Origin of the sequence: Cryobacterium sp. Y50 (genome assembly GCF_002929805.1) — a bacterium.
Lineage (GTDB): Bacteria > Actinomycetota > Actinomycetes > Actinomycetales > Microbacteriaceae > Cryobacterium.
The window spans coordinates 30,413-57,039 of the sequence record NZ_PJJM01000075.1 but is presented as its reverse complement, the minus strand read 5'-3'; the positions used below and the strand labels follow the sequence as shown (position 1 = coordinate 57,039).

The window sequence follows — 26,627 nt, the reverse complement described above, 5'->3', positions numbered from 1 at the left end:
CAGCTCAGTCTTTGGGCGTCCAGTTCGCGACATGACTCATCATAACACTTAACCAATGAATTTACGACGCAAGACACTAGTTCGCCGGTCAACGCGCATAGCTTCTGCAATTCGCGGGTGATCAGAAAAAGTTCCGCGTCTTTCTGCGGGTTCCACATTCAGCGCGCGCCCGCGGTCTACCTGGTGACGCGAGCTAGTTCGTATTGGCGTAGAGCCAAGCAAGCGGGTCGATCTTGATGCCCGTAATGCCGCCCTGACGAATTTCAAAGTGCAGGTGCGGGCCGGTCGACATTCCGGTGCTGCCGGTCTTGCCGATGACCTGGCCGACCTTGACCAGGTCGCCCTCCTTGAACAGCATCGATCCGTGAATCATGTGCGCGTAGACACTCGTGACGAGCTCGCCGTTGATCATGTGGTCGATCATCATGTGCACGCCGAGGCTGGCTTCGCCGTCTTCGGCGTAGCTGACCACGCCGTCGGCGATGGATTGGATCGGTGCGCCGACGCCCGGGTTGAAGTCTTGGCCGCCGTGGTTGGACGAGCAACCGGCGCAGTTGCGCGGGCCAATCTGATCGCCGATGTGCACGCCGACGGCAAACGGCCACTGAATGGTTCCGTTGGGATTATTGGTGAAGGTATCTTCCAAACGGATGCCGCTGGCCGCGGCCACCTCGGCGATCGAGCTTGACTCGTACCCGTCACGTTCGACGGTGAGAGTATCGCCGTCGGCCAGGTCCATGCTCTGAATGTCTTCGACTGGCGGAACGCGCTGGGCTTGCCGAGCGGAGGCCTGCACGTCCTGCGCCGAGAGCAGCGCCTCGGCCGGAAGGGACGTGGCGATGGCCATCAGGGCGACGAAGGACATCGCGAGGATCGAAGCCCCCTTGGCTGCGCGCTTGCGCATGCTGCCGCCGAGCGGACGCGACGGGGTCAGGCGCCGCGACAGCGTGCCGGCCGGAACGAAATCGCGGGCTGGCGCGAAGGCCTCCCCCACCGTCTGCTCGGTGCGCTGGCGGCGGCGAGGCCGGGCGTCGGCAGCGGGAATCACGGTCGGAATTGACTGGGTGACGCTGAGAACCAACAACTTTTCGTAGTCGGTGAGCTCGGCATCGGCGACCGCGACGATGCCATCGGTCTCGGTGACAACGGCGGTCTCGAGGTCGGGTTCGGTCAGGTCCGCAGCGACGATCAAATCAGCGGCGGGGCTGAGCCTCACTACTTCGGCGACGTCCTCGTCGACCGGCGCTGTGGCGGCGAATGCCACCCGCTCGCGCTCGCGCAACTGACGCCGGGTCAGGGCCGCACGTTCCACGGGGGGAAATACAGCGTCGTCACTCTCGCCGGACACGGAAGTGTCCAAGGATGGAGTGTGACGTGACAAAGTGCAGCTTTCGGCGAGGCGGACGGGAACTGATGCTCGTACTGGACAACGCCAAACAACGACTGGCCAATATAACGAATTGATTAAGGATAGCGCGCAGTCCTGAGAATAGCAGAGGAACGCGGCGGATCACACCCCAATTTGGGCAAGTGGGTAAAGTGTCAGGCTTCCTACGCCGGAGCCGGAAAACGTTCAAACAGCTCGACGAGCACGGGTTCGAACTGACTGTAGAGGCTGGGAGCTGCGGCGATCAGCAGGTCGCGACCCTCAGCATCCGCTTGCAGAGCACCGACCCGGGCACCAGCTTCGCGGGCGATCAGGGCACCGGCGGCGTGATCCCAGGGGTTGAGTCCGCGTTCAAAATAAAGGTCGAGTCGCCCGCAAGCGACCGAACACAGGTCGAGTGCGGCCGACCCGATGCGACGGATGTCCCGTACCTGGCCGATGAGACCGCCAACGACGTTCGCCTGCCACACCCGCCGCGCCGCCTTATAGCCAAAGCCCGTGCCGGCCAGGGCGAGCGACAGCGGAACATCCTGATTCACATGCAGGCGCTGGTCACCGAGCCACGCGCCCGACCCTTCGGATGCCGTGAACACCTCGCCGAGGGCCGGGTTGACGACCGCGCCGGCGAGGGTGTTCCAGCTCATCGGATCGGGATCGCCCTGCACCACGGCGATACTGACGGCGTAAAAAGGAATGTCGTAGAGGTAGTTGACGGTGCCGTCGATGGGGTCGACCACCCAGGTGAGCCCGCTCGTACCGCCCGTCGCGTCGGATTCTTCACCGTAAAACCCGTCGTTCGGCCGGGCATCGGCCAGCAATTCACGAATGTGCCGCTCGACCTCACGGTCGGCCGCGGTGACGATGTCCTCCGGCGATGATTTGGAGGCGGCGATCTCGACCCCCTCGACGCGGCGGTGCTTGGCAAGCGCACCCGCTGTGAGCGCCACGGTGCGCGCGAGATCAAGCAGCTCGGTGGGGGCAGGATGCGTCATGCCCCAACGCTACAGGTAGCCGTCTTAACCAGATCAGGCAGGCCGGAAGGCCTGCCTGATCACGCTGCACTACTGGTGGCGAGTGCGAGGTTCGAACTCACGAAGGCTACGCCGTCTGATTTACAGTCAGATCCCTTTGGCCGCTTGGGTAACTCGCCAGGCGCTCCCGACCAGGTGTAATCACTTGACCGGAGACGCGGGATTAACAATACAAGATGAAACGCCTCACCGAGAAATCAGCTTCTCGATAAAGGCGCATCGGCTACCCGGCGGGCGGACCGCCCATGCTTGCCGGCGGGGCGCCCGGTTCGGTCGACGTGTCGCCGCCAAGGCCCGCGAGCCCGCTCTCGGTCTCAGGCTCGGAACTGGCGATGGCTGCATTCAGATCGGCCAGAATCACTGTGTCACCGGCAGTGACTCCCGACGTGATTTCGGTCAGCTCGGAGCTGACCGCGCCCACCGTTCCGACGGCACCGCTCAGCACCCACCACCGGGCCTTGATTTGACGGATGCGTGTGCGCAGCTTCATTGTTCTCCTCAGATATTCACCTTTGGCACGTTGTTGCCTGTGCCGCTACAACGAACCTAAGGACGCTGTCTATGCCCGAGGCATCCGTGGCCTATGAATCGCCTATGAGTCACACGAGAGCGCGTTTGGAGTGCTCAATCGGACACTCTTTGCGCTCTCGCGGGTCGGATACCATGGGGGAATGGCAGATTCAACGTTCGACATCGTCAGCAAGGTCGACCCGATGGAGGTCGACAACGCCCTCAACCAGGCCCACAAAGAAGTCGCCCAGCGCTACGACTTCAAGAACGTGGGGGCCTCGATCGCGATGAGCGGCGAGAAGGTGCTCATGAAGGCGAACACCGAGGAGCGCGTCAAGGCGATCCTCGAGGTGTTCGAGTCCAAGCTGATCAAGCGCGGCATCTCTCTGCGCAGTCTCGATGCCGGCGAGCCGTTCGCCTCCGGCAAGGAGTACCGCATCGAGACGTCGATGAAGGCCGGGATCGACCAGGAGAACGCGAAGAAGATCAGCAAGATCATTCGCGATGAGGGGCCCAAGGGCGTCAAGAGCCAGATTCAGGGCGATGAACTGCGGGTCAGCTCGAAGAGCCGCGACGACCTACAGGCGGTCATGGCGCTGCTCAAGGGCAAGGACCTCGACGTGGCCCTGCAGTTCACCAACTTCCGCTAGCCGGCGCGCGGCCCTCCCGGCTCACCTTACGGAGGCGGGCCCCTGACGGGTTATGGGCCCCGTTTCCGGGCCCGGTCCCGGTCGAAAAAGAGCGGGCTACTCCGCGCGGGAGACCGCGACCATTTCGTCGCGATCGACGACCTTGATGCGGGTGCGGCCAGCCGCCTCACCGAGCGCGAGCTCGTGCTGGTCCAGGTTGTGCCATCCGTCGAGTCCGGTGTAGCGCACGCCGCGCGCGTCGAGCAGCGCCACGATGCTCTCCTCCGACGGCGACTCGGGCCGCCACCAGTTTCCCAGGTCGTTGATCACGTGCTTGATGGTTTCCATCGCGTCGCTCTTGGTGTGGCCGATCAAGCCGACCGGCCCACGCTTGATCCAGCCGGTCACGTAGACGCCGTACATCTGCTGGTTGAACAGTCCGCCGGTCCCAGCTGAGGGGTCGCGCCGCAGCACCTGGCCCTCGCGGTTGGGAATCACGCCGCGCTTCTTGTCGAACGGCACGTCGGCCAGCTCCGACCCGAAGTAGCCGACCGCCCGGTACACGGCCTGAACCGGGATCTCGCGCATCTCACCGGTGCCGACGACGCCACCGGCGGCATCCGTTGTGGTGCGTTCCCAGCGAAACGCGCCGACCCGGCCGGTGCCGTCGTCGACGACCTCGACTGGCTTGGCGAAGAAGTGCAGGTGCAGGCGGCGGCTGGCCGTGCCGGTTTCGCGGGCGCGCCACGCGTTCAGCGTCTTGTCGATCACGAAAACCTGCTTGTTGCTCACGACGGCATCCTTGGCGGCCTCGTCGTAGTCGAAGTCCTCATCGTAGACGATCATGTCAACGTCGTTCAGCTCGCCGATCTCGCGCAGCTCAAGCGGCGTGAATTTAACGGATGTCGGCCCGCGGCGGCCAAACACGTGCACGTCGGTCACCGGTGACGCCTTCAACCCGTCGTACACGTTTCCGGGAATCTCGGTCGGAAGCAGGTCCTCGGCGTGCTTGATCAGCATGCGGGACACGTCGAGGGCCACGTTACCGTTGCCGATCACGGCAATCTCGCTTGCTGTGAGCGGCCAGGTGCGCGGCACGTCGGGGTGACCGTCGAACCAGCTGACGAAGTCGGCGGCGCCGTACGACCCCGCGAGCGACGCGCCCGGAATGTTCAGGTCAGCGTCCTGCACGGCGCCGGTCGCGAAGATGACCGCGTTGTAGTGCTTTTTGAGGTCGTTGAGGGTGACATCGACGCCGAACCGCACGTTCCCGAACACTCGAATATCGCCGCTGTCGAGCACCCCGCGCAGGGCGGTGATGATGCCCTTGATGCGCGGGTGATCTGGCGCCACGCCGTAGCGTACCAGCCCGTACGGCGCGGGAAGGTGGTCGAACAGGTCGATCGAGACCTCAAAGTTGCGCTCAGCCTTGAGCAGAATGTCGGCGGCGTAGATGCCGGCCGGGCCTGCTCCGACGATGGCCAGTCTCAATTTGGTCACGGAAACTTCCTTACTGCGCGAGCAGTCGGGGCAAGCCCCAACACGCTCTAGCTGGAACGTTCGACGATGGTCTCGGCGAATCGGGTGAGGGCTTTCTTGACCGAGCCCTTCGGTAGCGGGGCGAGGGCGGCGACCGCGTCGCGGGCCCAGCCGTGCGCCTCGGCGAGGGTTTCAGCGGTGACGGCGTGCTCACGCAGCGCCGTGATCGCTGCATCGGCAGCTTCGGTCGGCTCGGCGACGCCACTCATCACGTCGCGTTCGAGCCGCTCCAGCAGATCAGCGGATGCCCCATCGCTCGCGGCGCGTTCCCGTAATCGAAGCAGTGGCAACGTCACCACTCCCGCCCGGAGGTCCGTCCCCGGCACCTTGCCGGTCTCCTCGGGTTGCGGTGACAGGTCGAGCACATCGTCGATGAGCTGAAAGGCCACGCCGATCTTCTCGCCGAAGTCGACGACGGGCTGCTCGAACTCGGCCGGAGCGTTGGAGAACACCACCCCACCCTGGGCTGCGGCGGCGATGAGCGAGCCGGTTTTGCCGGCGAGTACCTGAATGTAGTGTTCGACCGGATCATCGCCGGCGCGCGGGCCGACCGTCTCCTGAAATTGGCCCATCACGAGGCGCTCAAAGGTGATCGCCTGCAGTTTGATGGCACGTTCGCCGAGCCGGGCCATCAACTGGCTGGCGCGGGCGAACAGCAGGTCGCCGGTGAGGATCGCGATGGAGTTGCCCCACACCGTTTGGGCACTCGGCACCCCGCGGCGTTTGTCGGCGTCGTCCATCACATCGTCGTGATAAAGCGAGGCGAGGTGGGTCAGCTCGATGGCCGTCGCCGCGGTGACCACGTCGGGAACGACGCCATCGCCGAGGTGCGCGGTGAGCAGGGCGAGCATGGGACGCACCCGCTTACCACCCGCATTGAGCAGGTAGCGACTGGTGACGGTGGCAATTTCGTTGGCGTAAACGAGCTCGTCGAGGAGCGCGGCTTCGATCCGCTCGATGCCGGAATCGATGTTCGCAGCCAAGCCACGATCGGCCGCAGTCGAGAAAATACGATCGCCGAGGCCCGCCTGGCTAATCACCGACGCGCTTCGTCGGATCACGGGGGCTCTGGATTTCACGTAAGTCAGCCTATCGAGTTGATCAGGATTTGGTTCCACGGTGCAGCGCCACGATGCCCAGCGTGAGATTGCGGTAGGCGACGCTGGAGTAACCGGCCGAGCGCAGCCATCCGCTTAATACCGGCTGGGTCGGCCAAGCCGCGATGGACTCCCCCAGGTAGTCGTAGGCCTCGGCGTTCGACGAGGCAAGCCGCACGACCCGCGGCATCACGTAGTTGAGATAGGCGAAATAGCTTTGGCGCACGAGCGTGAGCGGCGGAGTTGAGAACTCGCAGATGACGACGCGACCGCCGGGCTTGGTTACCCGGTAGAACTCGGCGAGAGCCTTCTTCGGTTCGACGACGTTGCGCAGTCCGAACGAGATGGTGACGGCGTCGAATTCGTTGTCTTTAAAAGGAAGCGCGGTGGCGTCGGCCTGTACGAATTCGATGTTCGGGTTGTGCGCGTGGCGAGCCTGGCCGACCTCGATCATTCCAGCCGAGAAGTCGGCGGCGACGACGTGGGCGCCGCTGTGCGCAAGGGCTGCGCTGGAGGTTCCGGTTCCGGCGGCGATGTCGAGAATGCGCTCCCCGGCCTGCGGGTTGACGGCCTTGGTGGTGGCGAGGCGCCAGAGCGACGCGTTGCCGACCGACAGCAGCGCATTTGTGCGGTCATAGTGGGCGGCCACCTCGTCGAACATGGCAGCCACCTGCGCGGGCCGTTTGTTCAGGTCTGCTCTATTCACCCCATCATTCTAGGTTGCGGGAGGCTCCCGAAACTGCACGGTTGCCGGGGCCCAGAGTCGCATTGGCGCAGTGACGCGGGCGTAGGCTACAGAAGTGAATGTGCAGGCCTTGACGGTCGAAACCTCCCCGATAGCCGATATCCGCCAACTGATCCTGTTGCTCGATGACCGCACGCCCCTGCTCTGGATGCGTCGCAACCAGGGTTTGGCCGGCATCGGTTGCGCGCTGCGGCTCGAATTCTCCGGTCCCACCCGCATGACGGATGCTGCGGCGGCGTGGAAACAGGTCGTCGCCCTGGCCACCGTGACCGACCCGCTGGCCCGCACCGGCACCGGACTGCTGGCCTTCGGTGCGTTCGCCTTCGATGAGTCGTCCGCGCAGACCAGCGTGCTGATCGTGCCCGAGATCATCGTCGGCCGCGAAGACGGCCAGTGCTGGGTGACGCGCATTCACGTGACCGGCGAGAGCGCCTCCGCGAACCCGCTCGCGCTGCATCCACTCGGCGACGAGTATCGCATCGCGCTACTCCCGGGAGCGTTACCCCCCGCAGGCTTTCGCACCGCGGTCAGCTTTGGTATCGAACGCATTCGCGCGCAACAGGTCAACAAAGTCGTGCTCGCCCGCGACCTGGTCGGGCGAGTACCGGCCGAGTCCGACCTGCGCCGCGCTATCAGCAAGCTCGCGCTCGGCTACCCGGATTGCTGGACCTACGCTGTCGACGGCCTCATCGGGTCGAGCCCGGAAACCCTCATTCGCGCTGACCACGGCTCCGTCAACGCCCGGGTGCTGGCCGGCACCATCTCGCGGGGAGCGGATGCCGAAGACGACCGCGAGGCGGCACTCACCCTGGCCACTTCGTCGAAGGACGGCGACGAACACGAGTTTGCCGTGCAGAGCGTGCTCAAATCTTTGCGCCCGCACACCTCGGTGCTCGCGACGAGTGAGATTCCGTTCACGGTAAAGCTGCCGAACCTGTGGCACCTCGCGACCGACCTCGAGGGCACGCTGAGCGACGGGTCGACCTCGCTCGATCTGATCGCGGCATTGCATCCGACGGCCGCAGTCGCCGGAACGCCGACTCTCGAAGCCCTGAGCCTCATTCGCGAGCTCGAGCCGTTCGACCGGGGCCGCTATGCCGGGCCGGTCGGCTGGGTTGGCGCCGACGGCGACGGTGAGTGGGCGATCGCCCTGCGCTGCGCCCAAGTCGCCCCCGAGGGCGGCATCACTGCCTATGCCGGGTGCGGCATCGTGCTGGACTCCGACCCCGACCGCGAGTTGGCCGAGACGAAGATGAAGTTTCGCCCCATCGTCGAGGCCTTCGGGTAGCTCGACCACAGCCTCGCCGGCCGTCGCGCCCGACTCGCGCGGCGCTGGGGCGCAAGTTGTCCTAAAACACGCGCCCAGAGAACGCTTTGCGACCCCTCGCCCTCGCGGCACAGTCTCAGCGAACGAGCGGAACCTCGAGGATGACCGGACCGGTCGGAGCGGCGGTCAGGGCACGCTCCAGGTCGGCCCGCGTGGCTGCGGCCTCGTAGTCCCAGCCGTAGGCGGCAGCGAGCGCACGCAGGTCGACATTGCGCGGCGTGTACAACACCCGTTCCATCGCCTCAGCGGGCGCAGTCCGGGCCACCTCGAGGCCGTCGAAGATGCTGCCGCCGCCATCGACTCCAACAATGACCTGCAGTCGCGGCCGCGGTTCGCCGGGAGCGAGCAGCAGCGAACCCACGTCGTGCAGAAACGTCAGGTCGCCCATCAGTACCCGCGTCACTCCGACGGAGCGCGGTTCCGGTTCGGCCTGGCTGGCCAGGGCTACTCCGAGGGCCGTCGCAATGGTGCCGTCGATGCCGGCCAGCCCGCGGTTGGCCAGCACGGTGATCTTTTTGCCGGGAACGCGCTTGTCTGCTTCTCTGATAAGCCGGGAGGCACCGAGCACGAGCCGGTCGTGCGGCCACGATGCACGCCACACGGCGTCGACGAGCAGCGCCCGGGTCAGCGGTGCCCGCAGCACGGCCAGCTCAGCGCGGGTGATACCGCGTCTGTCGATTGGTACCCGGCCTTCATCGGCCGCCGCATCGGTCAGGGCCCGGCTGGTCATGACCCAGCGGCCCAGCCACTGGCGACCGGCCGGCGTACGCGCGGCCGCAGCGCACGAAGCATCCGCTCCAATCGAGCGGGTGAAGGCACGCACGGCGTGGCCGGGGTTGTACCATTCGAGTCCGGTCGGGGCGATCACGATGGTCTCCACACCGTGGCGTTCGATAAGGGCAGGAATCTCACGGCTGAGCGTGGGGTGGCCGAACACGATCACGCGCTCGACCTCGCCGCCCAGATCGACGGCGCCGAGCAGCTCGCGATAATGCACGACCAGGTTCGGGCCGAACCGAGCCCCGCTGGAGACTTCGGCCAACAGCGGCCAGCCTCCGACATGGGCGAGTTCTTCGGCCTCCGTGCGGGCGCCATCGCCGGCAACGACGATCGTGCGGGGTCCGGGTGCGAGCAGCATGGTCGGTCCGCCGGTCGAAGCGACGGGTGCAACGGAAGCAACCGGCGCCACCGGCGGCAATCCAGCAGGAAGCGCGGCCGACAACGGTTCCCGAAACGCCAGATTCACCTGCACCGGGCCGGGGGCCGCGGTGAATACGCCGGTGGCAGCATCCGTCGTTTGGCGGGCCAGCGCTGCGGCAATACCGGTCTCGTCGGGTTCGCCGACCGGCGCCGGAACGTCGAGGCACAGTCGGGTGGCGACACCGAAAATGCCGGGCTGCACGGTGGTCTGGTTCGAACGGATGCCGCGCAGCTCGGTCGGACGATCGGCCGTCAGCAGGATCATCGGCACCCCGGCGTGGTGCGCTTCGAGCACAGCCGGGTGCAAATTAGCCACGGCCGTGCCCGACGTGACGACGACGAGGGCAGGCCGACCGGTCTCCAAGGCGAGGCCAAGCGCGAGAAAGCCGGCGCTGCGTTCATCGGTGCGCACATGCAAGCGTATGCCGCCGGCCCGTTCCAGCTCGGCCGCGGCCAGCGCAAGCGCCTGCGAGCGCGCTCCGGGACAGAGCACGAGATCGCGCAGCCCGAGAAGGACGAATTCGTTCAGCAGGGCGATGCTGAAGTCAGAAGCCGGGCTCTTCTGGTGTGGGTTGACAACAACGACCCGCTCAGGCATCCCGACGGCCAGGCTGCTCGCCCTCGCCCGGTTCCTTCTTCTTCGGGTCTACGCCGGCACCCTTGCCCGGTGCCGGATCGTTTTTGTCGAGATCGGCGAGGTCCTGCTCCATCCGCCGGATGCGTTCCTGCTGGTCTTTCTCGTTGAATGGTCGGTTTTCGCCGGTTGCTGTGGCAACGCCGCCGCCGTTCAGGCCACGCAGAAAATCGAGGTCGTCATCGGGAGCAACCGATCGGTACGACCGGGTGGTGGGAGTGGAGCGTCCGTGGCCGACCAGCAGCCAGAGCAGCGGGCCGATCAGTGGTACCAGTACGATGACGAAAATCCATACCCATCGCGGCAAACCACGAATGCGTTTGCGGTCGAAGACGGCGCAGTCTACGAGGGAGTAGACCGTGAGAATGACCAGGGCCAGTCCTAGTCCGATCAAGAGCTTGGGCATGAGCTAATTGTATGGCGCTTGGCCGTGAGAGACATGTGCGGATGCTCAGGCGCGGCATTCTAAACTTGGCTCATGAAATTCGTGGCCCCTTGGCTGTACTACTCCGTGATGCGCGTGCTGATGTTTGCCGTACCGCTGGCGATCCTGCTTTCCTTCGGCTTCTGGCCCTGGGTTGCAGCCGTCATCGCTGCCATACTCGGCCTGTGCCTGTCCTACCTGTTCCTCGGCAAGTCCCGCGAGAGCGTTGCGCGTGACCTGTATAAGGCGCGGCACCCCGACAAGGAGCCGGTGAACCCGGATTCTGAGGTCGAGGATGAGGCGCTGAATACCGAAGAAACCACCAACTCAAAACGCGAAAGCAAGTCCCAGTAACAGCCCATAGGCCAACGCCGCGAGGCTGGTCAGCTTGAGCGCAAGTATGAGTTCCTTGGCCGACGTCGCGGTGACCGTGATGAGGCAGGCCGGCAGCGCCAGCAGCAGCACGAAGAACGTGAAGATCCCGAGCGGATAAACCAGGCTGAACAGTCCGGCGATCACGAACGGCAGCAGCAGGAAGACGCAGAAGACAACCCGGGAGGCTGTGCGTCCGATGCGCACCGCGAGGGTGCGCTTGCCAGCGGCCTTGTCGGGCACGATGTCACGCAGGTTGTTGACCATGAGCACGGCACAGGCGATCAGGCCGATGGCCACACCGCCGAGCACGCTCTCGGTCGTAAAGTCGCCGACCTGCACGTAGGTGGTGCCGGTGGTGGCGACGAGGCCGAAGAAGACGAACACGAACAATTCGCCGAGGCCGAGGTAGCCATAGGGCTTCTTGCCGCCGGTGTAGAACCAGGCCGCCAAAAGGGCGACGACGCCGACGAGTAGCAGCCACCAGTACTGGGTCAGAATGACGAGGGTCAGGCCGGCCACAGCGGCGAGGCCGAAGAAGACCAGCGCGACGCGCAACACGGTGCGGGGGTCGGCGACACCGCCGCCGGTGAGCCGGGCCGGACCGACCCGAAAAGCGTCGGTGCCGCGAATGCCATCGGAATAGTCGTTGGCGTAGTTGACGCCGATCTGCAGCAGAAGGGCCGCCGCGAGGGCGAGCAGCGCGCGCACCGGGTGGTAGATACCGGGGCCAGCCGCGACGATGGCGGCTCCGGTGCCGAGAAGCACAGGAGCGATGGCGAGCGGCAGGGTGCGCAGGCGCGCACCGACGATCCAGTCGGCGGCGGTGGCTTGTTTGACCGCAGCCGGTCCCTTGCGCGGCGGACCGTTCTTGTAGGCGGGGTGGCCGGATCTGCCGCTGGTTTTGCCGCCGGAAGCGGCACCGGCCAGCGTCGCTGCAGGGTTCAGTCTTTGTTGTTTGGGCCTGACCGGCCTAGCTCCTTGTGCCACGCCACCATATTACTGGTCGGGCGTACCGGCGAAAGCCTGCCGGGCCAGCGCCACCCGGTCGGGCTTACCCGAGGCCAGCAATAGAATCTGCTCCACTCGCACGACGCGCGCGGGCCTGGCCGCACGCCCCAGCAGCGCTACAACGGAAGCCCTGACTCCAGCCAGATCCGCGGCTGCGCCTTCTGCCCCGGCGACCACCAGAACCGGCACCTGGCCCCATTGGGCATCATCGCCGCCGAGCACAACCGCCGTCTCGAAGCCTCCAAAAGACCGTACGATCCGTTCGACGGCGTCGAGGGACACCTTCTCACCGCCGGAGATGATCACGTTGTCAGCCCGGCCGAGCACCGTGACGCGGCCACTCGCCGGGTCGATCGAGCCGAGGTCGCCGGTGCGATACCAGCGCACCCCGTGCTCCACGACAAACCGGTCAGCCGCGCGCGCAACATCGTCGAGGTAGCCCTCGGCGAGCACCGAGCCCGACAGCTCGAGCTGCCCGTCGACGATGCGCACAAGGGTGTCACCGATCGGAACCCCGTTGTAGACGCACCCACCTGCGGTCTCCGACGATCCATAGGTGCGCACGACCCGCACATCCAGTTCGGCCGCCCGCGCAATGAGCTCGGGTCGGATGGCCTGCCCGCCGACCAAAATCGCAGTGAAACGACGCAGCACGGCCAGCAGGGCCGGGTCATCCGCAGCGTCGAGCAGCCGGGCCAGCTGCACCGGAACCAGCGCGGTATAGCGCAGCGGCTCGGTCAGGCTCTCGGCCAGGCGAAGAAAGTTCTGCGGATCGAAGTGGCCCGGCGCCAGCACGAGCGGGGTGGTTTCGGCAGCGATCGAGCGCACCAGCACCTGCACCCCAGCGATGTAGTACACCGGCAGGGCCAGCAGCCATTGCCCCGCTCCACCGAGGGCGACCGCCGACGCCGCGGCACCGGCCAACAACGCATTGGTGGCGAGCATGGCCCGTTTCGGCACCCCCGTCGACCCGGAGGTCTCGATCACCACGGCGACCCGTTTCGGCACGTCGCCCAGGACCGGCATTCCAGCAGCCCGCTCGGTCGCCAGCGGCAGCACGGCCGGCCCGCTGCCAGCGAGCGCGTTTCGCAACACGACCAAAAAATCGAGCGGATTCTCCGGCGCGACCGCGAGCAACGACCTCACGACGGGCCGATCATGACGGGCGAATCACGTCAGTACTGCCATGGGTACGGCGACCAGTCCGGTTCCCGCTTCTCCAGGAAGGAGTCCCGGCCCTCGACGGCCTCATCGGTGCCGTAAGCGAGTCGGGTCGCCTCGCCGGCGAACACCTGCTGGCCGACCAGGCCGTCGTCGACGGCATTGAAGGCGAACTTGAGCATGCGAATCGCGGTGGGCGACTTGGTCAGAATCTCCCTGGCCCAGTCCAGTGCCACGGTTTCGAGTTCGGCGTGCGGCACGACGGCGTTGATCGCGCCCATCTCGAGCGCCCGCTGGGCCGAGTATTCGCGGGCCAGAAAGAACACCTCGCGGGCGGCCTTCTGGCCGACCTGGCGGGCGAAATAGGCGCTGCCGTAACCGGCGTCGAAGGAACCGACGTCGGCATCCGTTTGCTTGAATTTGCCGTTTTCGGCGCTGGCAATGCTCAGGTCACAGACCACGTGCAGGGAGTGCCCGCCGCCGGCCGCCCAGCCGGGTATAACCGCGATGACGACCTTGGGCATGAAACGGATGAGGCGCTGCACTTCAAGAATATGCAGGCGTCCGGCGCGCCCGCGGTCGATGCCCGCTGCCGTCGCGCCCTCGGAGTACTTGTAGCCGTCCCGGCCGCGGATGCGCTGATCGCCACCGGAACAGAAGGCCCAGCCGCCGTCTTTGGCGCTTGGGCCATTGCCGGTGAGCAGAACGACGCCGATCTTCGAGTTCAGCCGAGCGTCTTCAAGAGCGCTGAACAACTCGTCGACCGTGCGCGGGCGAAAGGCGTTGCGCACCTCGGGCCGGTCGAAGGCGATGCGGGCGATGCGCCCACTCAGATCGTGATGGTAGGTGAGATCGGTGAGATCCTCAAAGCCCGAAACGGCCTTCCATTGGCTCGCGTCGAAGATTTCGGATACCTGTTCGCTCATACTCTCAGCCTACGGGGACAGACGCGCGGTTTGCGGCGTTGCCGACTCGTAATACTCACGGTTGTAAAAACGAATTAACCTCAGGTAACCTTTACCGAACAATAAGTCAAGCCCTTGATCGCTACCCCCTTTCGGGGGTGTACTAATGACTTGGAATGCACGGGGAGGTGGCCATGAATATCACAGACAGCAGTAGCCAGTGCGGGGGCAAGCGCTCATGATGACGACAGTTCAAACGAGTACCGCCTCGGCCAAGACCGTGCACGTCACGAGCCTTCAACCGCCGCGCCTTCAAACTACCTCGGCTTCGCTGCCGCGCCCGGCAGCGACTGCCGCTCCACGCCGCGCCGCGTCATCGGCCAGCTATAGCGCCGCATCGACGGATGCCTTCGGCGATTACCTGCGCCGCATCGGCAAGGGGACCCTGCTCAACGCCGAGCAAGAGGTTGATCTGGCGCGCCGCATCGAGGTGGGTCTGTTCGCTGAGGCCCGACTGCTGCGGGACGGCGATGCCATCCCGCGCGATTCGGTGGAGCAGCGGGAGCTGGCCTGGCTCGTGCACGACGGGCGCCGCGCCAAGAACCAGTTCATCGAAGCGAACCTGCGGCTGGTCGTCAGCATCGCCAAACACTATTCCGGTCGCGGGGTGCCCATCATGGACCTCGTGCAGGACGGCAACATGGGCCTGGTGCGGGCGGTCGAAAAGTACGACTTCATGACCGGCTACAAATTCTCCACCTACGCCACCTGGTGGATCCGCCAGGCCATCCACCGCGGCATGGCCGACAAGTCACGCATGATCCGCATCCCAGTGCACACTGCGGAGAAGCTCAACAAGATCAAGCGGATCCGTCGCGATCTCACGAGCGTGCTCGACCGCGACCCGACAGCACGCGAGATCGGTGAGGCCGCCCAGATTCCTGTGCGCGATGTGCTGCGGCTGCTGCAGTACGACAACGAACCGATTTCCCTGCACACCCCGGTCGGCGATGGCGCCGGCGACATGGCTGAACTCATTATCGATGACGACCTGCCCCAGCCCGACGAGCACGCCACCTTGACCCTGCGTGCCGCGGACATTCGCTTCTTTCTGGAAACACTGCCGCCTCGGGAACACTCTATTCTGCGGGCCCGGTTCGGCCTCGACGGCAACGAACCCCGCACCCTCGACCAGATCGCCCACATCGAGGGCGTCACCCGGGAACGCGTGCGGCAGATCGAGAAACGCGCGCTGGCACTGCTGCACGTACCTCGACTGGAGCACTACCTGAGCGACTAGCGGGTTCACCGATCAACCGAATGCACACGAGCTGGAGCGAGACATGGGAAAGCTGACCTACGCCTCAACCCTCACCGCAGACTTCGACGATCGCGTGCTGGCCCATATTCAGGTGGTCGTCGGTGCCAAGCTTCGGCGCGGCGAGTCGTTCTATTTCACCTGGCGCGATGACCCGCAGGTGGGCGACGGGCGCACCACCATCTGGCTACACCCCGGCATCCCGATCGCGTACAAGTACTTCGGCAGCCGCTCCCCTACCCTGAACCGCGAGTGGATCGAGGCGCTCATGGCCACGGCCAACTCCTCTGGCGGCCTGCAAATCGTTCCCGAACCCCGTTCCCCAGCCGCGCCATCGAGTTCGAAGGACGAACCATGAACCGCATCGATATCGTCTATGGCGGCAAGCCTTATTCCCTTGGCGGCCGTTCGGTCGAGTCGATCCAGGTGGAGATCGACGGCGCCATCGCTGCTGGGCTGCCGTACTGGTGGCGGGTGAACAGCGGGGAGGGCCGGCTTGAAGACGCCTACCTGCTCATCGCCCCCGGCATCGCGGTCGCCCTGGTCAACGTCAAGTCGAACGGCATCGACCACGATGATGAGGGCGATGACCGCTATCAGGATTCGCTTTGAATCCTGAGCAGCAGGCCGGTCACCAGCCACCAGCTGCTCTGGCCGTCTACCCAGCCGGAGGCTGCCAAACTAGAACCATGATGCCCTCACTGGATGAGATACTCGGTTCCGCGCACGTCGTCTCCCTGAAACTGTTCGACCGCTTTCGAGGCTTGGACAACCGGGAAGCGCTGCTGTTCGAGGGGCCGCAGGGATGGACGGAGTTCTCGCCATTCGTCGAATACGACGGCGCTGAGGCCACCAACTGGCTGCGGGCCGCGATTGATTTCGGCTGGCAAGACACGCCGCACCCGCTGCGCAGGAGTATTCCGGTCAACGCCACCGTGCCGGCCGTCGCTGTAGACAAGGTCGCCGAGGTGCTGGCCCGTTTTCCCGGCTGCCGCACCGTCAAAGTGAAAGTGGCCAGCCCTGACCAGACCCTGGCCGATGACGTGGCCCGGGTCGCCGAGGTGCGCCGCGTGCTCGGCTCGGAGGGACGCATCCGGATCGATGCGAACGGACTGTGGAACGTGGATGAGGCCGAGCATGCCATTCACGCCCTGAGCGCCTTTGATCTCGAATACGTCGAGCAGCCCTGCATGACCGTGCCGGAACTGGCAGAGATTCGCCAACGCACGACCTACCTGAGCGTACCGATCGCCGCCGACGAGAGCGTACGCAAGAGCAGCGACCCGCTCGCCGTGGCGAGGGCCGGCGCCGCCGACATCCTGGTGATCAAGGCGCAGCCGCTCGGCGGCATTCGCGCCGCCCTGTCGATCATCGGCCAGACCGGGCTTCCGGTCGTCGTCTCCAGCGCCCTCGACACCTCGGTCGGGCTGTCCATGGGCGCCCACCTGGCCGCATCCGTTCCCGGCTTGTACTTCGACTGCGGGCTGGGCACAGCCTCGCTGATGGCCGAGGACGTCACGACCGACCCGCTGCTCCCGGTCGACGGCGCGATTCCGGTGCGCCGGGTCGCCCCCGACCCTGCTCTGTTGAAACAGCACGCGGCCAGTCCGGAGCGCCGAGACTGGTGGCTGGCGCGCCTCGCGCGCACCCACGCGCTCCTCGCCGCCGCCGAGTAGCGCGCATCCCAGCTCACGAAAGTGGGAAAATTGTTGCTTCAGCCCGGTCGAAGCAACGTTTTTCCGCTTTTGCGGGACCTCGGGTTTGGGCTAGAGGCCCGAGTAGGCGTGCAGGCCCTTGAAGAACACATTGACGATGCCGAAGTTGAACATGACGGCGCTGAAACCAATGATAGACAGCCACGCCGAGCGTGATCCGCGCCAGCCGCGGGTTGCGCGTGCGTGGATGTAGCCGGCGTAGATGACCCAGATGATGAAGGTCCAGACCTCCTTGGTGTCCCAGCCCCAATACCGGCCCCAAGCCTGTTCGGCCCAGATCGAGCCCGCCATCAGGGTGAAGGTCCACAAAATGAAGCCGACGATATTGATGCGGTAGGACAGATTCTCCAGGGTCGCCGACGACGGCAGCGTGGCCAGAAAACGCAGGCGCAGAGCGGATGCAATCGCCCCGCGCGGCGAGACAACCCCCTCGAGCACGTGGTTCTCTCTTCGCGACTGCAACAGCTGCACGGTCGACAGCGCAAAGCCGAGAGCGAACATTCCGGTGCCGAGGGACGCCACGAAAACGTGGATCACCAGCCAGGCCGACTGCAGCGCAGGCGGCAGCGGGGCCACCTCGACGTAGAACTGCAGGGCGGCAATTCCGAGCAGCACGAGCACGAGGCCGGTGACGAAGGTTCCGAGAAAACGCAGGTCCGAGCGCACCAGCACCAGCAGGAACACGGTCATGATGAGCAAGGTTCCGGTCATTGCAAACTCGTACATGTTCGCCCACGGCACCCGGTCCGCGGCGAAACCGCGCATGACAGTCGCCGCGAGGTGCAGTGCCCAGGCGAGCACTGTGAGCGAGACGCCGACCCGCAGGCTCGACGAGCGGCCATAGGGCAGGGCCGCGTCGTTGTCCATTCGCGCGCTGATGCGGGACAACACTGGCCGTTTCAGGGTCAGGGTGCCGCCAGCGGGTGGTGCGGCGCCGGCCGAAGCAGCGGCATCCTGTTCAACCAGGTGGGCCGCCTCGATCACGCCGACCGCGCTCGAGCGGCGGGCAAGGTCGATCGCGAAGGCGATGAAAGCGAGGGCATAGACGGCCATCGCCGAGTACAGCGCGTAGAGCGAGTACGAGTTGAGCAGTGCGGAGTCAGTCAGATTCACGATCTAAGCCTAAGTCGATTCGGGGGTGGCGGCGATGGGTTGGTGGAATTTGAGCAGTTTCAGGTGTCGGTCGGCCAGGGCTGTGACGGCGATTTTGAGGGCAGGGTCGTCGCCGCGGGCGAGACCGGCGTATTCGAGGTGCACCGTTCCATCGGCACGCGTGGTCGCCTTCACCCAGACTCGGCGACGCGGCACAAGCAGTCCGGTGAACAGGCCGAACAGCACGAGTGCAGAGAAGGAGATCAGCCAGATCTGGGTCGGATCGTGATGGATGTCGAAGCTGGCAAAGCGCGGAACGGACTGCTTGAAATCGCCGGCAGCCGAAGCGGCTGGGTCATTGTCGATGAAGCTGACGGTGCCGAGGTCATTCGGCAGCTCGGTGGACTCGCCCGGCTTGAGTTCGATCGAGTCGACACCGGTGGTGCCGCCGGTCTGCCGGGTCAGATCGTCGGTGACGAGTGCATAAACGGATGTCGGCACGCCGTCATCGAGACCGAGGTCGCCGGTGTACACGTTCAGGGTGAGCAGCGGATATTCGAGGTCGGGGTAACTTGAGAAGTTCGCCCCGGACTGGGCCTTGTCCTGGGTGGGATAGAAGAAGCCGATCATACCGAGCTGTTCGGCCAGACCGTCTGGGACCTTGACAATGCCGAGCGAGGTGAGGTTGGCGTCTTGCGGCAGAAACGGTACCGAGTCGGAGAACACGACGGTACCGTCGGGTGCCGTGACCTGAATGGTCGGTGCGTAGCCGTTGCCGAGCAGGTAGATGCTCGTGCCATTCGTGCGCAGCGGCCCATTGACCTTGACCGCGCTGGGCTCGGCTTCTGCGCCCTTGGGAGTAACGGTCACGTCGGCGGTGAAGTCGATCGGCTGGCCGTAGGCTTGCAGGTTGAGCTGCTCGTAGGCCACCGCGAAGTCGTCGAGGCTCAGGGTGTACGGGTCGAGGGTGCCGTCGTCGAAAAAACGCCCGGGGTTGAAGGAGTCGTACGCCAGCAGCGTGTTCACGAAGGTCTGGCCTTCGACCAGCACGCGCTGGCCGCTGAAGCCGTAGCCGCCGCCGAATCCGACGGTGATTAGAACGCCAACCAGGGCGCCGTGAAAGATCAGGTTCCCGGTCTCGCGCAGGTAGCCGCGTTCGGCCGAGACCGATGACTCTCCCTCGGCCTCGAACCGGGCGACGCGGTAGCCGCTGGATTTCAGGAGGGTGCGGGCGTAGGTGATGGCGGCGGCGGCATCCGCTTCAGCCGGCGCGTCACGCTCGGTGAAACCCGCCAGGCGGGAGAGCCGGGCCGGAGTGGTCGGCGGCTTCGCGCGCAAGGCCAGAAAGTGGTGTTTGGTGCGCGGAATGACGCAGCCGATGAGCGAGATAAACAGCAGCAGGTAGATCGCCGAGAACCAGGCCGAGGTGTACACGTCGAAGGCTTGCAGCTGGTCGAGGGCCGGCGCCAGGTCGGGGTTGTCGGCGAAATACTGCGTGACACCGTTCGGATCCGAGCTGCGCTGCGGCACAAGCGATCCGGGAATAGCGGCGATGGCGAGCATCAGCAGCAGAAACAGGGCGGTGCGCATGCTCGTGAGCTGGCGCCAGAACCAGCGTAGCCAGCCGGTCAGGCCGAGCTTGGGCTGCAGGACCCCTGGTGTTTGCGGTCGGGAGTCGTAGTGGTCAGATGGCCGGGACAAAGCTGCCAATCACCCCTTGCAGGTCGAGGAGCCAGGTGTTCCAGATACCGGTCACCATAAGGACTCCGATGACGACGAGCAAAACGCCGCCGAACAGGTTGATGGCACGTATATGCCGTTTCAGGAATGCGACCGATCCGGTGGCCCAGTTGAGGCCGAGGGCGATCAGCAAAAATGGAATACCGAGGCCGAGGGAGTAAAACAGCGCCAGCAGGCCGCCCTGCCAGGGCGAACCAGTGCCGAGACTGAGCGAGTTGATGGCGGTGAGCGTCGGGCCGGTGCACGGCGTCCAGCCGACCGCGAACACCGCGCCGAGCAGGGGCGCTCCGGCCAGACCCATTTTGGGGCGCCAGTTGGTCTTGATGGTGCGCTGCATCACCCCGAACTGGCCAACGAAGACCAGGCCGAGCAGAATAACCACGACGCCAGCGATCCGGGTGATCACGTCGCGGTAGGAGTTAAGCCAGAATCCGGCCGCACCGAAGACGACGCCGGTGAGCACGAACACCACTGTGAAGCCGAGCACGAACAGGCCGACCCCGGTCAGCAGTCGGTTGCGTCCGCGCCGATCCCGCTTGGACGTGCCGGCCCTCCCGTCGGTGAAGCCGCCGATGTAGGCGAGGTAGCCCGGCACGAGCGGCAAAATGCACGGGGAGGCGAACGACACCAGACCTGCGAGGAGCGCGATGGGAATAGCGAAGAGCAGCTGCCCGCTGAAGACGATCTCTCCGAAGGGATTATTCACTCGGTCGGGCCAGTCTCCGCGATCGTGTCCCGAATCAGGGTTTCCAGAATGGATGGCGAGGTGACCTGACCGAGAATGCGCGCGGCGACCCGGCCTTCGGCGTCGAGTACGAGCGTCGTGGGCACCGCGTTCGGCGGAATGCTGCCGCTGAAGGCGAGCTGCATGGCGCCGGTGTCGACGTCGAGCACCGAGGGGTAAGTCACGCTGTAGGTCTCGTTGAACGCGATCGCGTTCGGCGCCTGGTCACGCACGTTAACGCCGAGAAAACTCGCGCCCTTGTTCTCGAATTGCGCGTTGAGGTTCTGCAGATCGGATGCCTCGGCGCGGCACGGCGCGCAGCTCGCGTACCAGAAATTGACGACCAGAACCTCGCCGAGCAAGGCGTCGCTGGTGACCGTTTCACCGGTCTCGGTCACGCCGGAGAACGCGATGGCCTCGCCACGGTCGGCGAGGGCGATCTCGGTGACGCTGCCGTCGCCGGCGATGAAGCCCTTGCTCGAGCCCTCGCGGTACTGCTCGGCTAGAGGGTCAGAGGAGCAACCAGCGAGAAGGAACGAGGCGGCTGCAAGTCCGGCAAGCAGCCGAATCAAACGGCGGCTCATACTGCGCCCACATCGTTGCTCGGGTTCAGCAGCGCCAAGGCCGGGCTGGCGTAGCTGGTCTCGGCGAACCGGTCGCCGCGCCAAGACAGGGTCGTGATACTCGACAGATCGCAGCAGCGCTTGCGCGGATCGTGGGCGAGGCTTTCGTGGGCGAGCGCACGGTGCACCATCCAGATCGGCAACTGGTGGCTGACCAGCACGACATCGCCCTCGTCCACGGAGTTCCAGGCGTCATCGATCGCCGCGAGCATCCGCTTCGCGACAGCCCGAAAAGGCTCACCCCAGCTCGGCCGGATCGGGTTGACCAGAGCCGGCCAGTTGCGGGGGTCGCGCAGAGCGCCGCCCTGGCCACGCACCCGCTTGCCTTCGAACCTGTTGGTCGGTTCGATGATGCGTTCCTCGGTGTCGATCGGCAACGCGAAGGCTGCGGCGATCGGAGCGGCCGATTCCTGCGCACGCTGCAGCGGCGAGGCGATCACGCGCACGACCGGGCGGCCACGTTCGACCAGTTCGGCCGCGGCGGTGGCAGCCATGAGCACGCCCTGCTCGGACAGTCGATAATTCGGCAGCCGTCCGTAGAGCACGCGTTCGGGGTTAAAGACCTCACCGTGACGCACGAGATGCACTTGACTGGCTACCACCCGACTAGTCTACGGAGGCCCCAGCCTTGAAACCGCCGTGAGAGCGCTCAGGCGTCAACGATGCTGATGCTCCGGGCGAGGTCATCCACGATCGGCAGCAACTCGGTCAGCAGCGCAATGTTGAAATTGGCGGCGATGACCACCACGTCTAAGTCGTCACCCTTCCACGCATACTGCGCAATCGCGGCAATGTCATGATCGGGCTCTCCCGCGTCTGCATAGCGGATGCTGCGCACCCCGTCACCGAGCAGCTCCGACGAAAACGTGGTCACCGCGACCGCGCTCGTGGCGGCGGGGTCATGCACCGCCGCGAGGTCGTCGAGGGTCAGTTCCGGTGACCTCGCCGGGTAGAGCACGCTCACAAAGAAGACAGACTCCGCTGGGTTGGCCAAGTAGACAAAGCGGGACTCGGTCTTCGGTCGGTCGTTCGCGATCGAGTGCAACGATTCATCAATCCAGCGCGCGGTAGCCGCATCGAGGGTATAGGCATCCGTCAACAGAACCGTGATCGTGCCGGCCCAGTCGTCGAGATCCGCGAACTGGTTCCACGGCCATTCCTCGGGTACATAAAGCCACAGGTCGCGATCGAAGTCCACCCGAATGGTTGCGGTCATGACCAGACCACCGATTCCATCATGACGTCGAAGAGCTCGGTGAGGGCCTCGACGATTGGCTCGAACTCCGTGATCGGCTGTCCAGAGATCGTGAGCGCGGCGACCAGAAAGGTGCCCGGTGCGCCAGGGACGGGCCAGGTGTAGTGCACGGTGCGCACGGCGGCCACGGCGGCCACGGTCAGTTGATCAGCACGCGGCAGATCAACGAGTTCGCGCACGCAGCGCCCGGCCCGGGTCACGGCGCTCGTCGCGTTGGGTTGCCGCACCTGCATGCGTTCCACGAGCAGAGCGACCGCCGTGCCGGACGGCGCGTCCGTTCGCACCTCGCTCACCACAATGCCCGCTGAGACGGGTACCAGCCAGGGCATAGCCAGCGGAAAAATGAGGTCAATCCCACCGGCCTGGCGAGCTTCGGCGGCGATGGTGCGGAGGCCGTCGCCGAGACGCTTCTTCTGCGGGCCGTAACTGTCATTCGGCAGTCCGGCGAACTGTCGGTCGATGAGATTCGTGATGGCCTGCTCGGCAGACTCACCAACTGGAATCAGCACCCAACCGGGCGGAAGCACGAGCCGGTAGGCGCTTCGGACGCGTGGGGCTGATGGCGCGGTTGGCCGGGAACCCAAGTCAGGCATCCGCTGACGCCGGCTTCCGTGCACGACGGCTGCGCGCCGTTGGGCCCTCTCGCCACGCCCGTGGAACGAGGTGCACCCAGCCGAGGATGTCGCGTACGACGAAGAGTACCCACGCCGCCAGGTAGACAAAGAGTGCCAGCGTCCCTTCGTTGTGAATGCCGGGTGCCCCGAAATAAGCGGTGCCCAACGGAATGGAGAACAGGAAGGCCACGAAAGCGAACCAGGCGAACGTGGCGCGCCCGGGTTTGGGAAACCGTCGAAGCGGCAATGGGATGGTGAAGATGGAGAGGAACAGCAGACCGATTGCTGGGACGAAGAGCGTCCAGGATTGCGGGTTGAACGCTGGATACTTGGCACTCCAGCCGAAGAACCCACCCTGTTCCTCGGTCGGCGTCGAGCCGGTGGTTAGCCCGAGCACCGCGATGACGAGTGCCGATCCCATGCAGACAATCACGAAAAAGACGACGGAGCCGAAGAAAACGAGGTCTGAGATTCGGTGGGCCTTGTTCGGCCATCCCGGCTTCACCACGATGTTCCCACTCTCCATGTTGCCTGCTCATTCACGTGCTCGTACCAATCGTCCACGGAGGCACCCGCGTTGAGTACGTTATCAACGGCGTCGGGCATGATGGGGTTGAGCACCTGCGCTGGGAGTCCGAGCTGGTCGAGGGCTAAATTCGTTCCCTTGAGCACGGTGGGGATTGCCAGTTCCACGCGCTGAAACCCGATATTAACCTTGGCCAAGCCAACGAGCAGATCATCGCCAGGGCCACCAGCGCCGGCTCGCGCATTGCTCAACACCCGCGACGCCTGAGCGTTGGCGACTCCCTTGGTCGAAAGCACCTCTCGGTACCAGCCCACCTTGTTCGAGAACCCGACCTTACTCGGGAGCACGCCGTTGAAGCTGGACGATACCGAGCGCAGGGGATTCTTGCTGGTCCCCAACCTGGTGATTTGGGCTACCCGTGTGGTCTTCAAGGCTGCCATCGTGCCCTTGAGCGCCACGCCGGCGATGGCGGCGACGCCCAAACTAGCAAACGTGAGCGCGTCCAGGCCAAACTCAATCCATGAGATTTGTCCGGTGCTGGCGAGAACCAGGCTCAGCAGTGCCGTTGCCCCGGCGATGGCCAGGGCAAATGGGATGAGGAGCGGAAAGAACAAGCTCAGAAGCGCCAGTCCCGCCGCCAGATAACCCAAAATGTTCTTGATGGTGGTTAGGACGGCAGCATTTTCGGCGACCCAGCCGCTGAAATCATCCCAGAGGGAGTCGTTAAGGCCATCCTGCTCGATCGCAGCAGCGATTTGCTCGGCAGCGACGGCCGCGGCAGAATCGCGCAGTGAAATCGCATCATGATAATTCTGCAGGGTCGCGGCAAGTTGTACCGTCAGTTCCTCAACGACCGACTCGTGCGCGAAGGCTAGTCGCTGGGCGTCCACCTGGTCTGCCGGGTCGATCGCTGCGCGCGCCGCGTCGGAATAGTGGTCGGCCCACGACTGAGCGGTAGATGCTTCGGTCGCCGCGTAGTCACGCGCATCGATTGCCTGCCGCGCCATGGTTTGGGCCGTTTCCAATGAATCGGCGTAGACGGTGAGCGACGAACCCGCTGTCTCATAGCGGCCGTGCAGCTTTTCCAGCCGGCCAGCGACATCGCCGGACAACTCCACAAGTGCCGACACGGCCTCGCTCCGACCCAGGTCATCAGCCGCAATGAGCCGGCGCAGTTCGGCGGCGGAATCGCGCACGGCATCCGCTGTCAGCGTGTACTTGGTTGCCGCTGTACGCACGCCGGTCGGATCGCCCGGAAGCGGGTCGTAGCCGCTCACGAACTTGGGGTCTCGGTCAGAGCACGAGCTAGTCCAGAATCCACCGATTCGAATCCGTCCGCCACTGCTTGACCCATGGTGTGCATTTGCGTGAGCTGCTCGGTCAGTTCGGTGCGGCGATCGTCCCATTTCGACGAGAAGTCGTCGATAACGCTCGCCAGGTGCGCGTGACCGACCATGGTCCCCAATTCCACACCGACGGCGCTCGCATCGCTGAGGCCGCGACGAACGACGTCGAAATTCTCTGCGAGGCTGCGAACGGCCCCGGTATCAACCTCAAGTCTATTCTGCGTCATGGCGTCGTCCCTCCCGAAACATACTCTACCGGGCGCCCCTCGGCGGGGACCCTCGAGCGGCTCCGGCTAAGCTCGAACAGTGACTTCGCGCGTATTAATCAAGAACCTGTCCGCTCTCGACGACGGCCCCGTATCGGTGTCCGGCTGGGTCGACACCGTTCGAGACCAGAAAAAGGTGCAATTCGTCGTGCTGCGCGACGAATCCGGCGCCGTGCAGCTGGTTAATCCCCGCACAACGGATGCCGATGGCGTCGTTGTCGCCGACGAACCGGCTACCAGCATCTCGGGTCTCGCCCAGGGTACCTTCGTCACGGTCACCGGGGCGCTCAAGCACGACGAGCGAGTCAAGCTCGGCGGCATCGAGATCAAACTCACAACCCTCACCGTGGTATCCGCTGCCATCCCCGAAACACCGATCGCGGCCGATTCAAGCCTCGACAAACGCATGGACTGGCGCTTCCTCGACCTGCGCAACCCGAAGCAGAACCTCATCTTTCGCATCCAGACCACGTTCGAGCACGCGCTGCGCACCTATTGGATCGAGCACGACTTCATCGAGTTGCACACCCCGAAGCTCATGGCCAGCGCGAGCGAGAGCCGCGCCGAACTGTTTGAGGTGGGCTACTTCGACACCAAGGCCTACCTCGCGCAAAGCCCTCAGTTCTTTAAGCAGATGGCGCAGTCCGCCGGCTTTGGCAAGATCTTCGAGGTGGGCCCGGCATTCCGCGCCGACCCCTCCTTCACGAGCCGGCACGCCACCGAGTTCACCAGCGTTGACTCGGAGATCAGCTGGATCAACAGCCACGACGACGTCATGCAGCTGCACGAGGACCTCATGGTCGCCGGCTTCACCGCGGTCAAGGCCAAGCACGGCGACGAGGTGCTCGCCCTGTTCGACGTTGAGGTAACCGTTCCGAGCACGCCGTTCCCGCGTATCCCGCTGGCCGAGGCCAAAGAGATCGTGAAGAGCCGCGGCTACGAGGTTCCCCGCGACGACGACGACATGGACCCGGAGGGCGAGCGCCAGATCGCCGCCTATGTGGCCGAGAAGTACGGGCACGAATTCGTGTTCCTCACCGACTACGCCTCGAGTATTCGCCCGTTCTATCACATGCGTCACGAGGACGACACGTCGATCACCAAAAGCTACGACCTCATCTTCAACGGCACCGAGATCTCGACGGGAGCCCAGCGCGAGCACCGCATCGACGTGCTCGAAGCGCAGGCGGTGGAGAAGGGCCTCGACCCGAAGGAGATCGAGGGGTACCTGGACTTCTTCCGGTATGGCGTGCCTTCTCACGGAGGGTTCGGCATGGGCCTCGCGCGCGTACTGATGCTCATGCTGCACCAGGCGAGCATTCGCGAGGTCACCTACCTGTTCCGTGGCCCGACCCGCCTGGAGCCGTAGCCCCGACTCCACACCAAACTTGCCCGTGCGTAAAACGGGAAGAATTTGAAACACGCCGGCGAGAGCA

29 protein-coding genes and 1 tRNA gene are annotated in these 26,627 nt (G+C 64.9%); 8 read left to right on the top strand and 22 right to left on the bottom strand.

Annotated features, from left to right (window positions below; genetic code table 11):
• Positions 1–193: 193 nt before the first annotated feature.
• The 4 genes from CXY73_RS05140 to CXY73_RS05125 all read right to left on the bottom strand — a co-directional run bounded on the left by CXY73_RS05140 (position 194) and on the right by CXY73_RS05125 (position 2,908).
• A complete protein-coding gene (locus CXY73_RS05140) occupies positions 194–1,360 on the bottom strand; it encodes a M23 family metallopeptidase (RefSeq protein WP_146071631.1) in 1,167 nt (388 codons plus the stop codon).
• Between the two features lie 191 nt (positions 1,361–1,551).
• Positions 1,552–2,379: an inositol monophosphatase family protein gene (locus CXY73_RS05135; RefSeq protein WP_104177026.1), complete on the bottom strand. Its 828-nt coding sequence runs from the start codon at positions 2,377–2,379 to the stop codon at positions 1,552–1,554.
• A 73-nt stretch (positions 2,380–2,452) separates the two neighbouring features.
• Positions 2,453–2,537, bottom strand: a tRNA-Tyr gene (locus tag CXY73_RS05130).
• A 104-nt stretch (positions 2,538–2,641) separates the two neighbouring features.
• Positions 2,642–2,908 (bottom strand): hypothetical protein, encoded by a 267-nt coding sequence (locus CXY73_RS05125; RefSeq protein ID WP_104134855.1) that lies wholly within the window; start codon positions 2,906–2,908, stop codon positions 2,642–2,644.
• Positions 2,909–3,089: 181 nt separating this feature from the next.
• Between CXY73_RS05125 and CXY73_RS05120 the strand changes: the two genes are divergently transcribed.
• Positions 3,090–3,578, top strand: coding sequence for a YajQ family cyclic di-GMP-binding protein (locus CXY73_RS05120; RefSeq protein ID WP_092448417.1), 489 nt, complete (start codon positions 3,090–3,092; stop codon positions 3,576–3,578).
• A 96-nt stretch (positions 3,579–3,674) separates the two neighbouring features.
• On the opposite strand, the gene CXY73_RS05115 is transcribed toward CXY73_RS05120, so the two are convergent.
• From CXY73_RS05115 to ubiE, 3 genes are read right to left on the bottom strand one after another with little or no spacing between them, the layout of a single operon-like run.
• Positions 3,675–5,057 carry an FAD-dependent oxidoreductase gene (locus CXY73_RS05115; protein WP_104134854.1) on the bottom strand — a complete coding sequence of 461 codons (1,383 nt, stop codon included), beginning with the start codon at positions 5,055–5,057 and terminating at the stop codon, positions 3,675–3,677.
• A gap of 47 nt (positions 5,058–5,104) precedes the next feature.
• Entirely contained in the window at positions 5,105–6,175 is a 1,071-nt protein-coding gene (locus CXY73_RS05110; protein ID WP_233198149.1) for a polyprenyl synthetase family protein, read from the bottom strand.
• 22 nt (positions 6,176–6,197) lie between these two features.
• Entirely contained in the window at positions 6,198–6,899 is a 702-nt protein-coding gene (ubiE, locus tag CXY73_RS05105; protein ID WP_104134853.1) for a bifunctional demethylmenaquinone methyltransferase/2-methoxy-6-polyprenyl-1,4-benzoquinol methylase UbiE, read from the bottom strand.
• A 94-nt stretch (positions 6,900–6,993) separates the two neighbouring features.
• On the opposite strand from ubiE, the gene CXY73_RS05100 reads away from it, so the two are divergent.
• Positions 6,994–8,226 (top strand): isochorismate synthase MenF, encoded by a 1,233-nt coding sequence (locus tag CXY73_RS05100; RefSeq protein WP_233198148.1) that lies wholly within the window; start codon positions 6,994–6,996, stop codon positions 8,224–8,226.
• 115 nt (positions 8,227–8,341) lie between these two features.
• Here CXY73_RS05100 and menD read toward each other — a convergent pair whose 3' ends face one another.
• Positions 8,342–10,063 carry a 2-succinyl-5-enolpyruvyl-6-hydroxy-3-cyclohexene-1-carboxylic-acid synthase gene (gene menD, locus CXY73_RS05095; protein WP_104177025.1) on the bottom strand — a complete coding sequence of 574 codons (1,722 nt, stop codon included), beginning with the start codon at positions 10,061–10,063 and terminating at the stop codon, positions 8,342–8,344.
• The gene (locus tag CXY73_RS05090; RefSeq protein WP_104134851.1) at positions 10,056–10,505 is read right to left on the bottom strand and encodes a PLD nuclease N-terminal domain-containing protein; all 450 of its coding nucleotides are present in this window, start codon (positions 10,503–10,505) and stop codon (positions 10,056–10,058) included. The genes menD and CXY73_RS05090 overlap by 8 nt, the downstream gene beginning before the upstream one ends.
• A 72-nt stretch (positions 10,506–10,577) precedes the next feature.
• On the opposite strand from CXY73_RS05090, the gene CXY73_RS05085 reads away from it, so the two are divergent.
• Complete coding sequence (locus CXY73_RS05085) at positions 10,578–10,877, top strand: DUF4229 domain-containing protein (RefSeq protein ID WP_104134850.1); 300 nt, start codon at positions 10,578–10,580, stop codon at positions 10,875–10,877.
• On the opposite strand, the gene CXY73_RS05080 is transcribed toward CXY73_RS05085, so the two are convergent.
• From CXY73_RS05080 to CXY73_RS05070, 3 genes are read right to left on the bottom strand one after another with little or no spacing between them, the layout of a single operon-like run.
• Entirely contained in the window at positions 10,851–11,885 is a 1,035-nt protein-coding gene (locus CXY73_RS05080; RefSeq protein WP_369831209.1) for a 1,4-dihydroxy-2-naphthoate polyprenyltransferase, read from the bottom strand. The genes CXY73_RS05085 and CXY73_RS05080 overlap by 27 nt on opposite strands.
• Positions 11,886–11,894: 9 nt before the next feature.
• A complete protein-coding gene (locus CXY73_RS05075) occupies positions 11,895–13,052 on the bottom strand; it encodes an AMP-binding protein (protein WP_233198147.1) in 1,158 nt (385 codons plus the stop codon).
• A 29-nt stretch (positions 13,053–13,081) separates the two neighbouring features.
• A complete protein-coding gene (locus tag CXY73_RS05070; protein WP_104134849.1) occupies positions 13,082–13,993 on the bottom strand; it encodes a 1,4-dihydroxy-2-naphthoyl-CoA synthase in 912 nt (303 codons plus the stop codon).
• Positions 13,994–14,213: 220 nt separating this feature from the next.
• Between CXY73_RS05070 and CXY73_RS05065 the strand changes: the two genes are divergently transcribed.
• From CXY73_RS05065 to CXY73_RS05050, 4 genes are all read left to right on the top strand, one after another.
• A complete protein-coding gene (locus CXY73_RS05065) occupies positions 14,214–15,272 on the top strand; it encodes an RNA polymerase sigma factor RpoD/SigA (RefSeq protein ID WP_104177031.1) in 1,059 nt (352 codons plus the stop codon).
• A 43-nt stretch (positions 15,273–15,315) separates the two neighbouring features.
• Entirely contained in the window at positions 15,316–15,648 is a 333-nt protein-coding gene (locus CXY73_RS05060; RefSeq protein ID WP_104134847.1) for an ATP-dependent DNA ligase, read from the top strand.
• Positions 15,645–15,902 carry a hypothetical protein gene (locus CXY73_RS05055; RefSeq protein ID WP_104134846.1) on the top strand — a complete coding sequence of 86 codons (258 nt, stop codon included), beginning with the start codon at positions 15,645–15,647 and terminating at the stop codon, positions 15,900–15,902. The genes CXY73_RS05060 and CXY73_RS05055 overlap by 4 nt, the downstream gene beginning before the upstream one ends.
• A 77-nt stretch (positions 15,903–15,979) precedes the next feature.
• Positions 15,980–16,966 carry an o-succinylbenzoate synthase gene (locus tag CXY73_RS05050; RefSeq protein WP_104134845.1) on the top strand — a complete coding sequence of 329 codons (987 nt, stop codon included), beginning with the start codon at positions 15,980–15,982 and terminating at the stop codon, positions 16,964–16,966.
• 90 nt (positions 16,967–17,056) lie between these two features.
• Here the strand turns inward: CXY73_RS05050 and ccsB are convergent, their stop codons facing one another.
• The 10 genes from ccsB to CXY73_RS05000 are packed head-to-tail and all read right to left on the bottom strand — an operon-like array spanning position 17,057 to position 25,152.
• The gene (gene ccsB, locus CXY73_RS05045) at positions 17,057–18,112 is read right to left on the bottom strand and encodes a c-type cytochrome biogenesis protein CcsB (RefSeq protein WP_369831211.1); all 1,056 of its coding nucleotides are present in this window, start codon (positions 18,110–18,112) and stop codon (positions 17,057–17,059) included.
• A gap of 15 nt (positions 18,113–18,127) precedes the next feature.
• On the bottom strand, positions 18,128–19,798 hold the full coding sequence (locus CXY73_RS05040; protein WP_104177030.1) for a cytochrome c biogenesis protein ResB: 1,671 nt from the start codon (positions 19,796–19,798) through the stop codon (positions 18,128–18,130).
• The gene (locus tag CXY73_RS05035) at positions 19,782–20,543 is read right to left on the bottom strand and encodes a cytochrome c biogenesis CcdA family protein (RefSeq protein WP_104177024.1); all 762 of its coding nucleotides are present in this window, start codon (positions 20,541–20,543) and stop codon (positions 19,782–19,784) included. The genes CXY73_RS05040 and CXY73_RS05035 overlap by 17 nt, the downstream gene beginning before the upstream one ends.
• Entirely contained in the window at positions 20,540–21,145 is a 606-nt protein-coding gene (locus tag CXY73_RS05030; protein ID WP_104134843.1) for a TlpA disulfide reductase family protein, read from the bottom strand. Before CXY73_RS05030 ends, CXY73_RS05035 begins: the two co-directional genes overlap by 4 nt.
• Positions 21,142–21,786 (bottom strand): histidine phosphatase family protein, encoded by a 645-nt coding sequence (locus CXY73_RS05025; protein WP_104177023.1) that lies wholly within the window; start codon positions 21,784–21,786, stop codon positions 21,142–21,144. The genes CXY73_RS05030 and CXY73_RS05025 overlap by 4 nt, the downstream gene beginning before the upstream one ends.
• 47 nt (positions 21,787–21,833) lie before the next feature.
• Positions 21,834–22,400 carry a hypothetical protein gene (locus tag CXY73_RS05020; RefSeq protein WP_104134841.1) on the bottom strand — a complete coding sequence of 189 codons (567 nt, stop codon included), beginning with the start codon at positions 22,398–22,400 and terminating at the stop codon, positions 21,834–21,836.
• Positions 22,397–23,032: a hypothetical protein gene (locus tag CXY73_RS05015; protein ID WP_146071630.1), complete on the bottom strand. Its 636-nt coding sequence runs from the start codon at positions 23,030–23,032 to the stop codon at positions 22,397–22,399. Before CXY73_RS05015 ends, CXY73_RS05020 begins: the two co-directional genes overlap by 4 nt.
• Complete coding sequence (locus CXY73_RS05010) at positions 23,025–23,561, bottom strand: hypothetical protein (protein WP_146071629.1); 537 nt, start codon at positions 23,559–23,561, stop codon at positions 23,025–23,027. The genes CXY73_RS05015 and CXY73_RS05010 overlap by 8 nt, the downstream gene beginning before the upstream one ends.
• A complete protein-coding gene (locus tag CXY73_RS05005) occupies positions 23,555–24,856 on the bottom strand; it encodes a hypothetical protein (RefSeq protein ID WP_104134838.1) in 1,302 nt (433 codons plus the stop codon). The genes CXY73_RS05010 and CXY73_RS05005 overlap by 7 nt, the downstream gene beginning before the upstream one ends.
• Positions 24,853–25,152 carry a hypothetical protein gene (locus CXY73_RS05000; protein ID WP_104134837.1) on the bottom strand — a complete coding sequence of 100 codons (300 nt, stop codon included), beginning with the start codon at positions 25,150–25,152 and terminating at the stop codon, positions 24,853–24,855. The genes CXY73_RS05005 and CXY73_RS05000 overlap by 4 nt, the downstream gene beginning before the upstream one ends.
• A gap of 79 nt (positions 25,153–25,231) precedes the next feature.
• Here CXY73_RS05000 and aspS point away from each other — a divergent pair, with 79 nt between their 5' ends.
• Complete coding sequence (aspS, locus tag CXY73_RS04995) at positions 25,232–26,560, top strand: aspartate--tRNA(Asn) ligase (protein WP_104177020.1); 1,329 nt, start codon at positions 25,232–25,234, stop codon at positions 26,558–26,560.
• Positions 26,561–26,627: the final 67 nt, after the last annotated feature.

Excerpts from the sequence above, each read along its gene's own strand:
- CXY73_RS05125 (WP_104134855.1), bottom strand. The coding sequence starts at position 2,908 with ATGAAGCTGCGCACACGCATCCGTCAAATCAAGGCCCGGTGGTGGGTG.
- CXY73_RS05055 (WP_104134846.1), top strand. The coding sequence starts at position 15,645 with ATGAACCGCATCGATATCGTCTATGGCGGCAAGCCTTATTCCCTTGGC.
- CXY73_RS05050 (WP_104134845.1), top strand. The coding sequence starts at position 15,980 with ATGATGCCCTCACTGGATGAGATACTCGGTTCCGCGCACGTCGTCTCC.
- CXY73_RS05120 (WP_092448417.1), top strand. The coding sequence starts at position 3,090 with ATGGCAGATTCAACGTTCGACATCGTCAGCAAGGTCGACCCGATGGAG.
- CXY73_RS05085 (WP_104134850.1), top strand. The coding sequence starts at position 10,578 with ATGAAATTCGTGGCCCCTTGGCTGTACTACTCCGTGATGCGCGTGCTG.
- CXY73_RS05090 (WP_104134851.1), bottom strand. The coding sequence starts at position 10,505 with ATGCCCAAGCTCTTGATCGGACTAGGACTGGCCCTGGTCATTCTCACG.
- CXY73_RS05020 (WP_104134841.1), bottom strand. The coding sequence starts at position 22,400 with ATGACCGCAACCATTCGGGTGGACTTCGATCGCGACCTGTGGCTTTAT.
- CXY73_RS05000 (WP_104134837.1), bottom strand. The coding sequence starts at position 25,152 with ATGACGCAGAATAGACTTGAGGTTGATACCGGGGCCGTTCGCAGCCTC.
- CXY73_RS05060 (WP_104134847.1), top strand. The coding sequence starts at position 15,316 with ATGGGAAAGCTGACCTACGCCTCAACCCTCACCGCAGACTTCGACGAT.
- CXY73_RS05135 (WP_104177026.1), bottom strand. The coding sequence starts at position 2,379 with ATGACGCATCCTGCCCCCACCGAGCTGCTTGATCTCGCGCGCACCGTG.
- CXY73_RS05070 (WP_104134849.1), bottom strand. The coding sequence starts at position 13,993 with ATGAGCGAACAGGTATCCGAAATCTTCGACGCGAGCCAATGGAAGGCC.
- CXY73_RS05015 (WP_146071630.1), bottom strand. The coding sequence starts at position 23,032 with ATGCCTGACTTGGGTTCCCGGCCAACCGCGCCATCAGCCCCACGCGTC.
- menD (WP_104177025.1), bottom strand. The coding sequence starts at position 10,063 with ATGCCTGAGCGGGTCGTTGTTGTCAACCCACACCAGAAGAGCCCGGCT.
- CXY73_RS05065 (WP_104177031.1), top strand. The coding sequence starts at position 14,214 with ATGACGACAGTTCAAACGAGTACCGCCTCGGCCAAGACCGTGCACGTC.
- CXY73_RS05030 (WP_104134843.1), bottom strand. The coding sequence starts at position 21,145 with ATGAGCCGCCGTTTGATTCGGCTGCTTGCCGGACTTGCAGCCGCCTCG.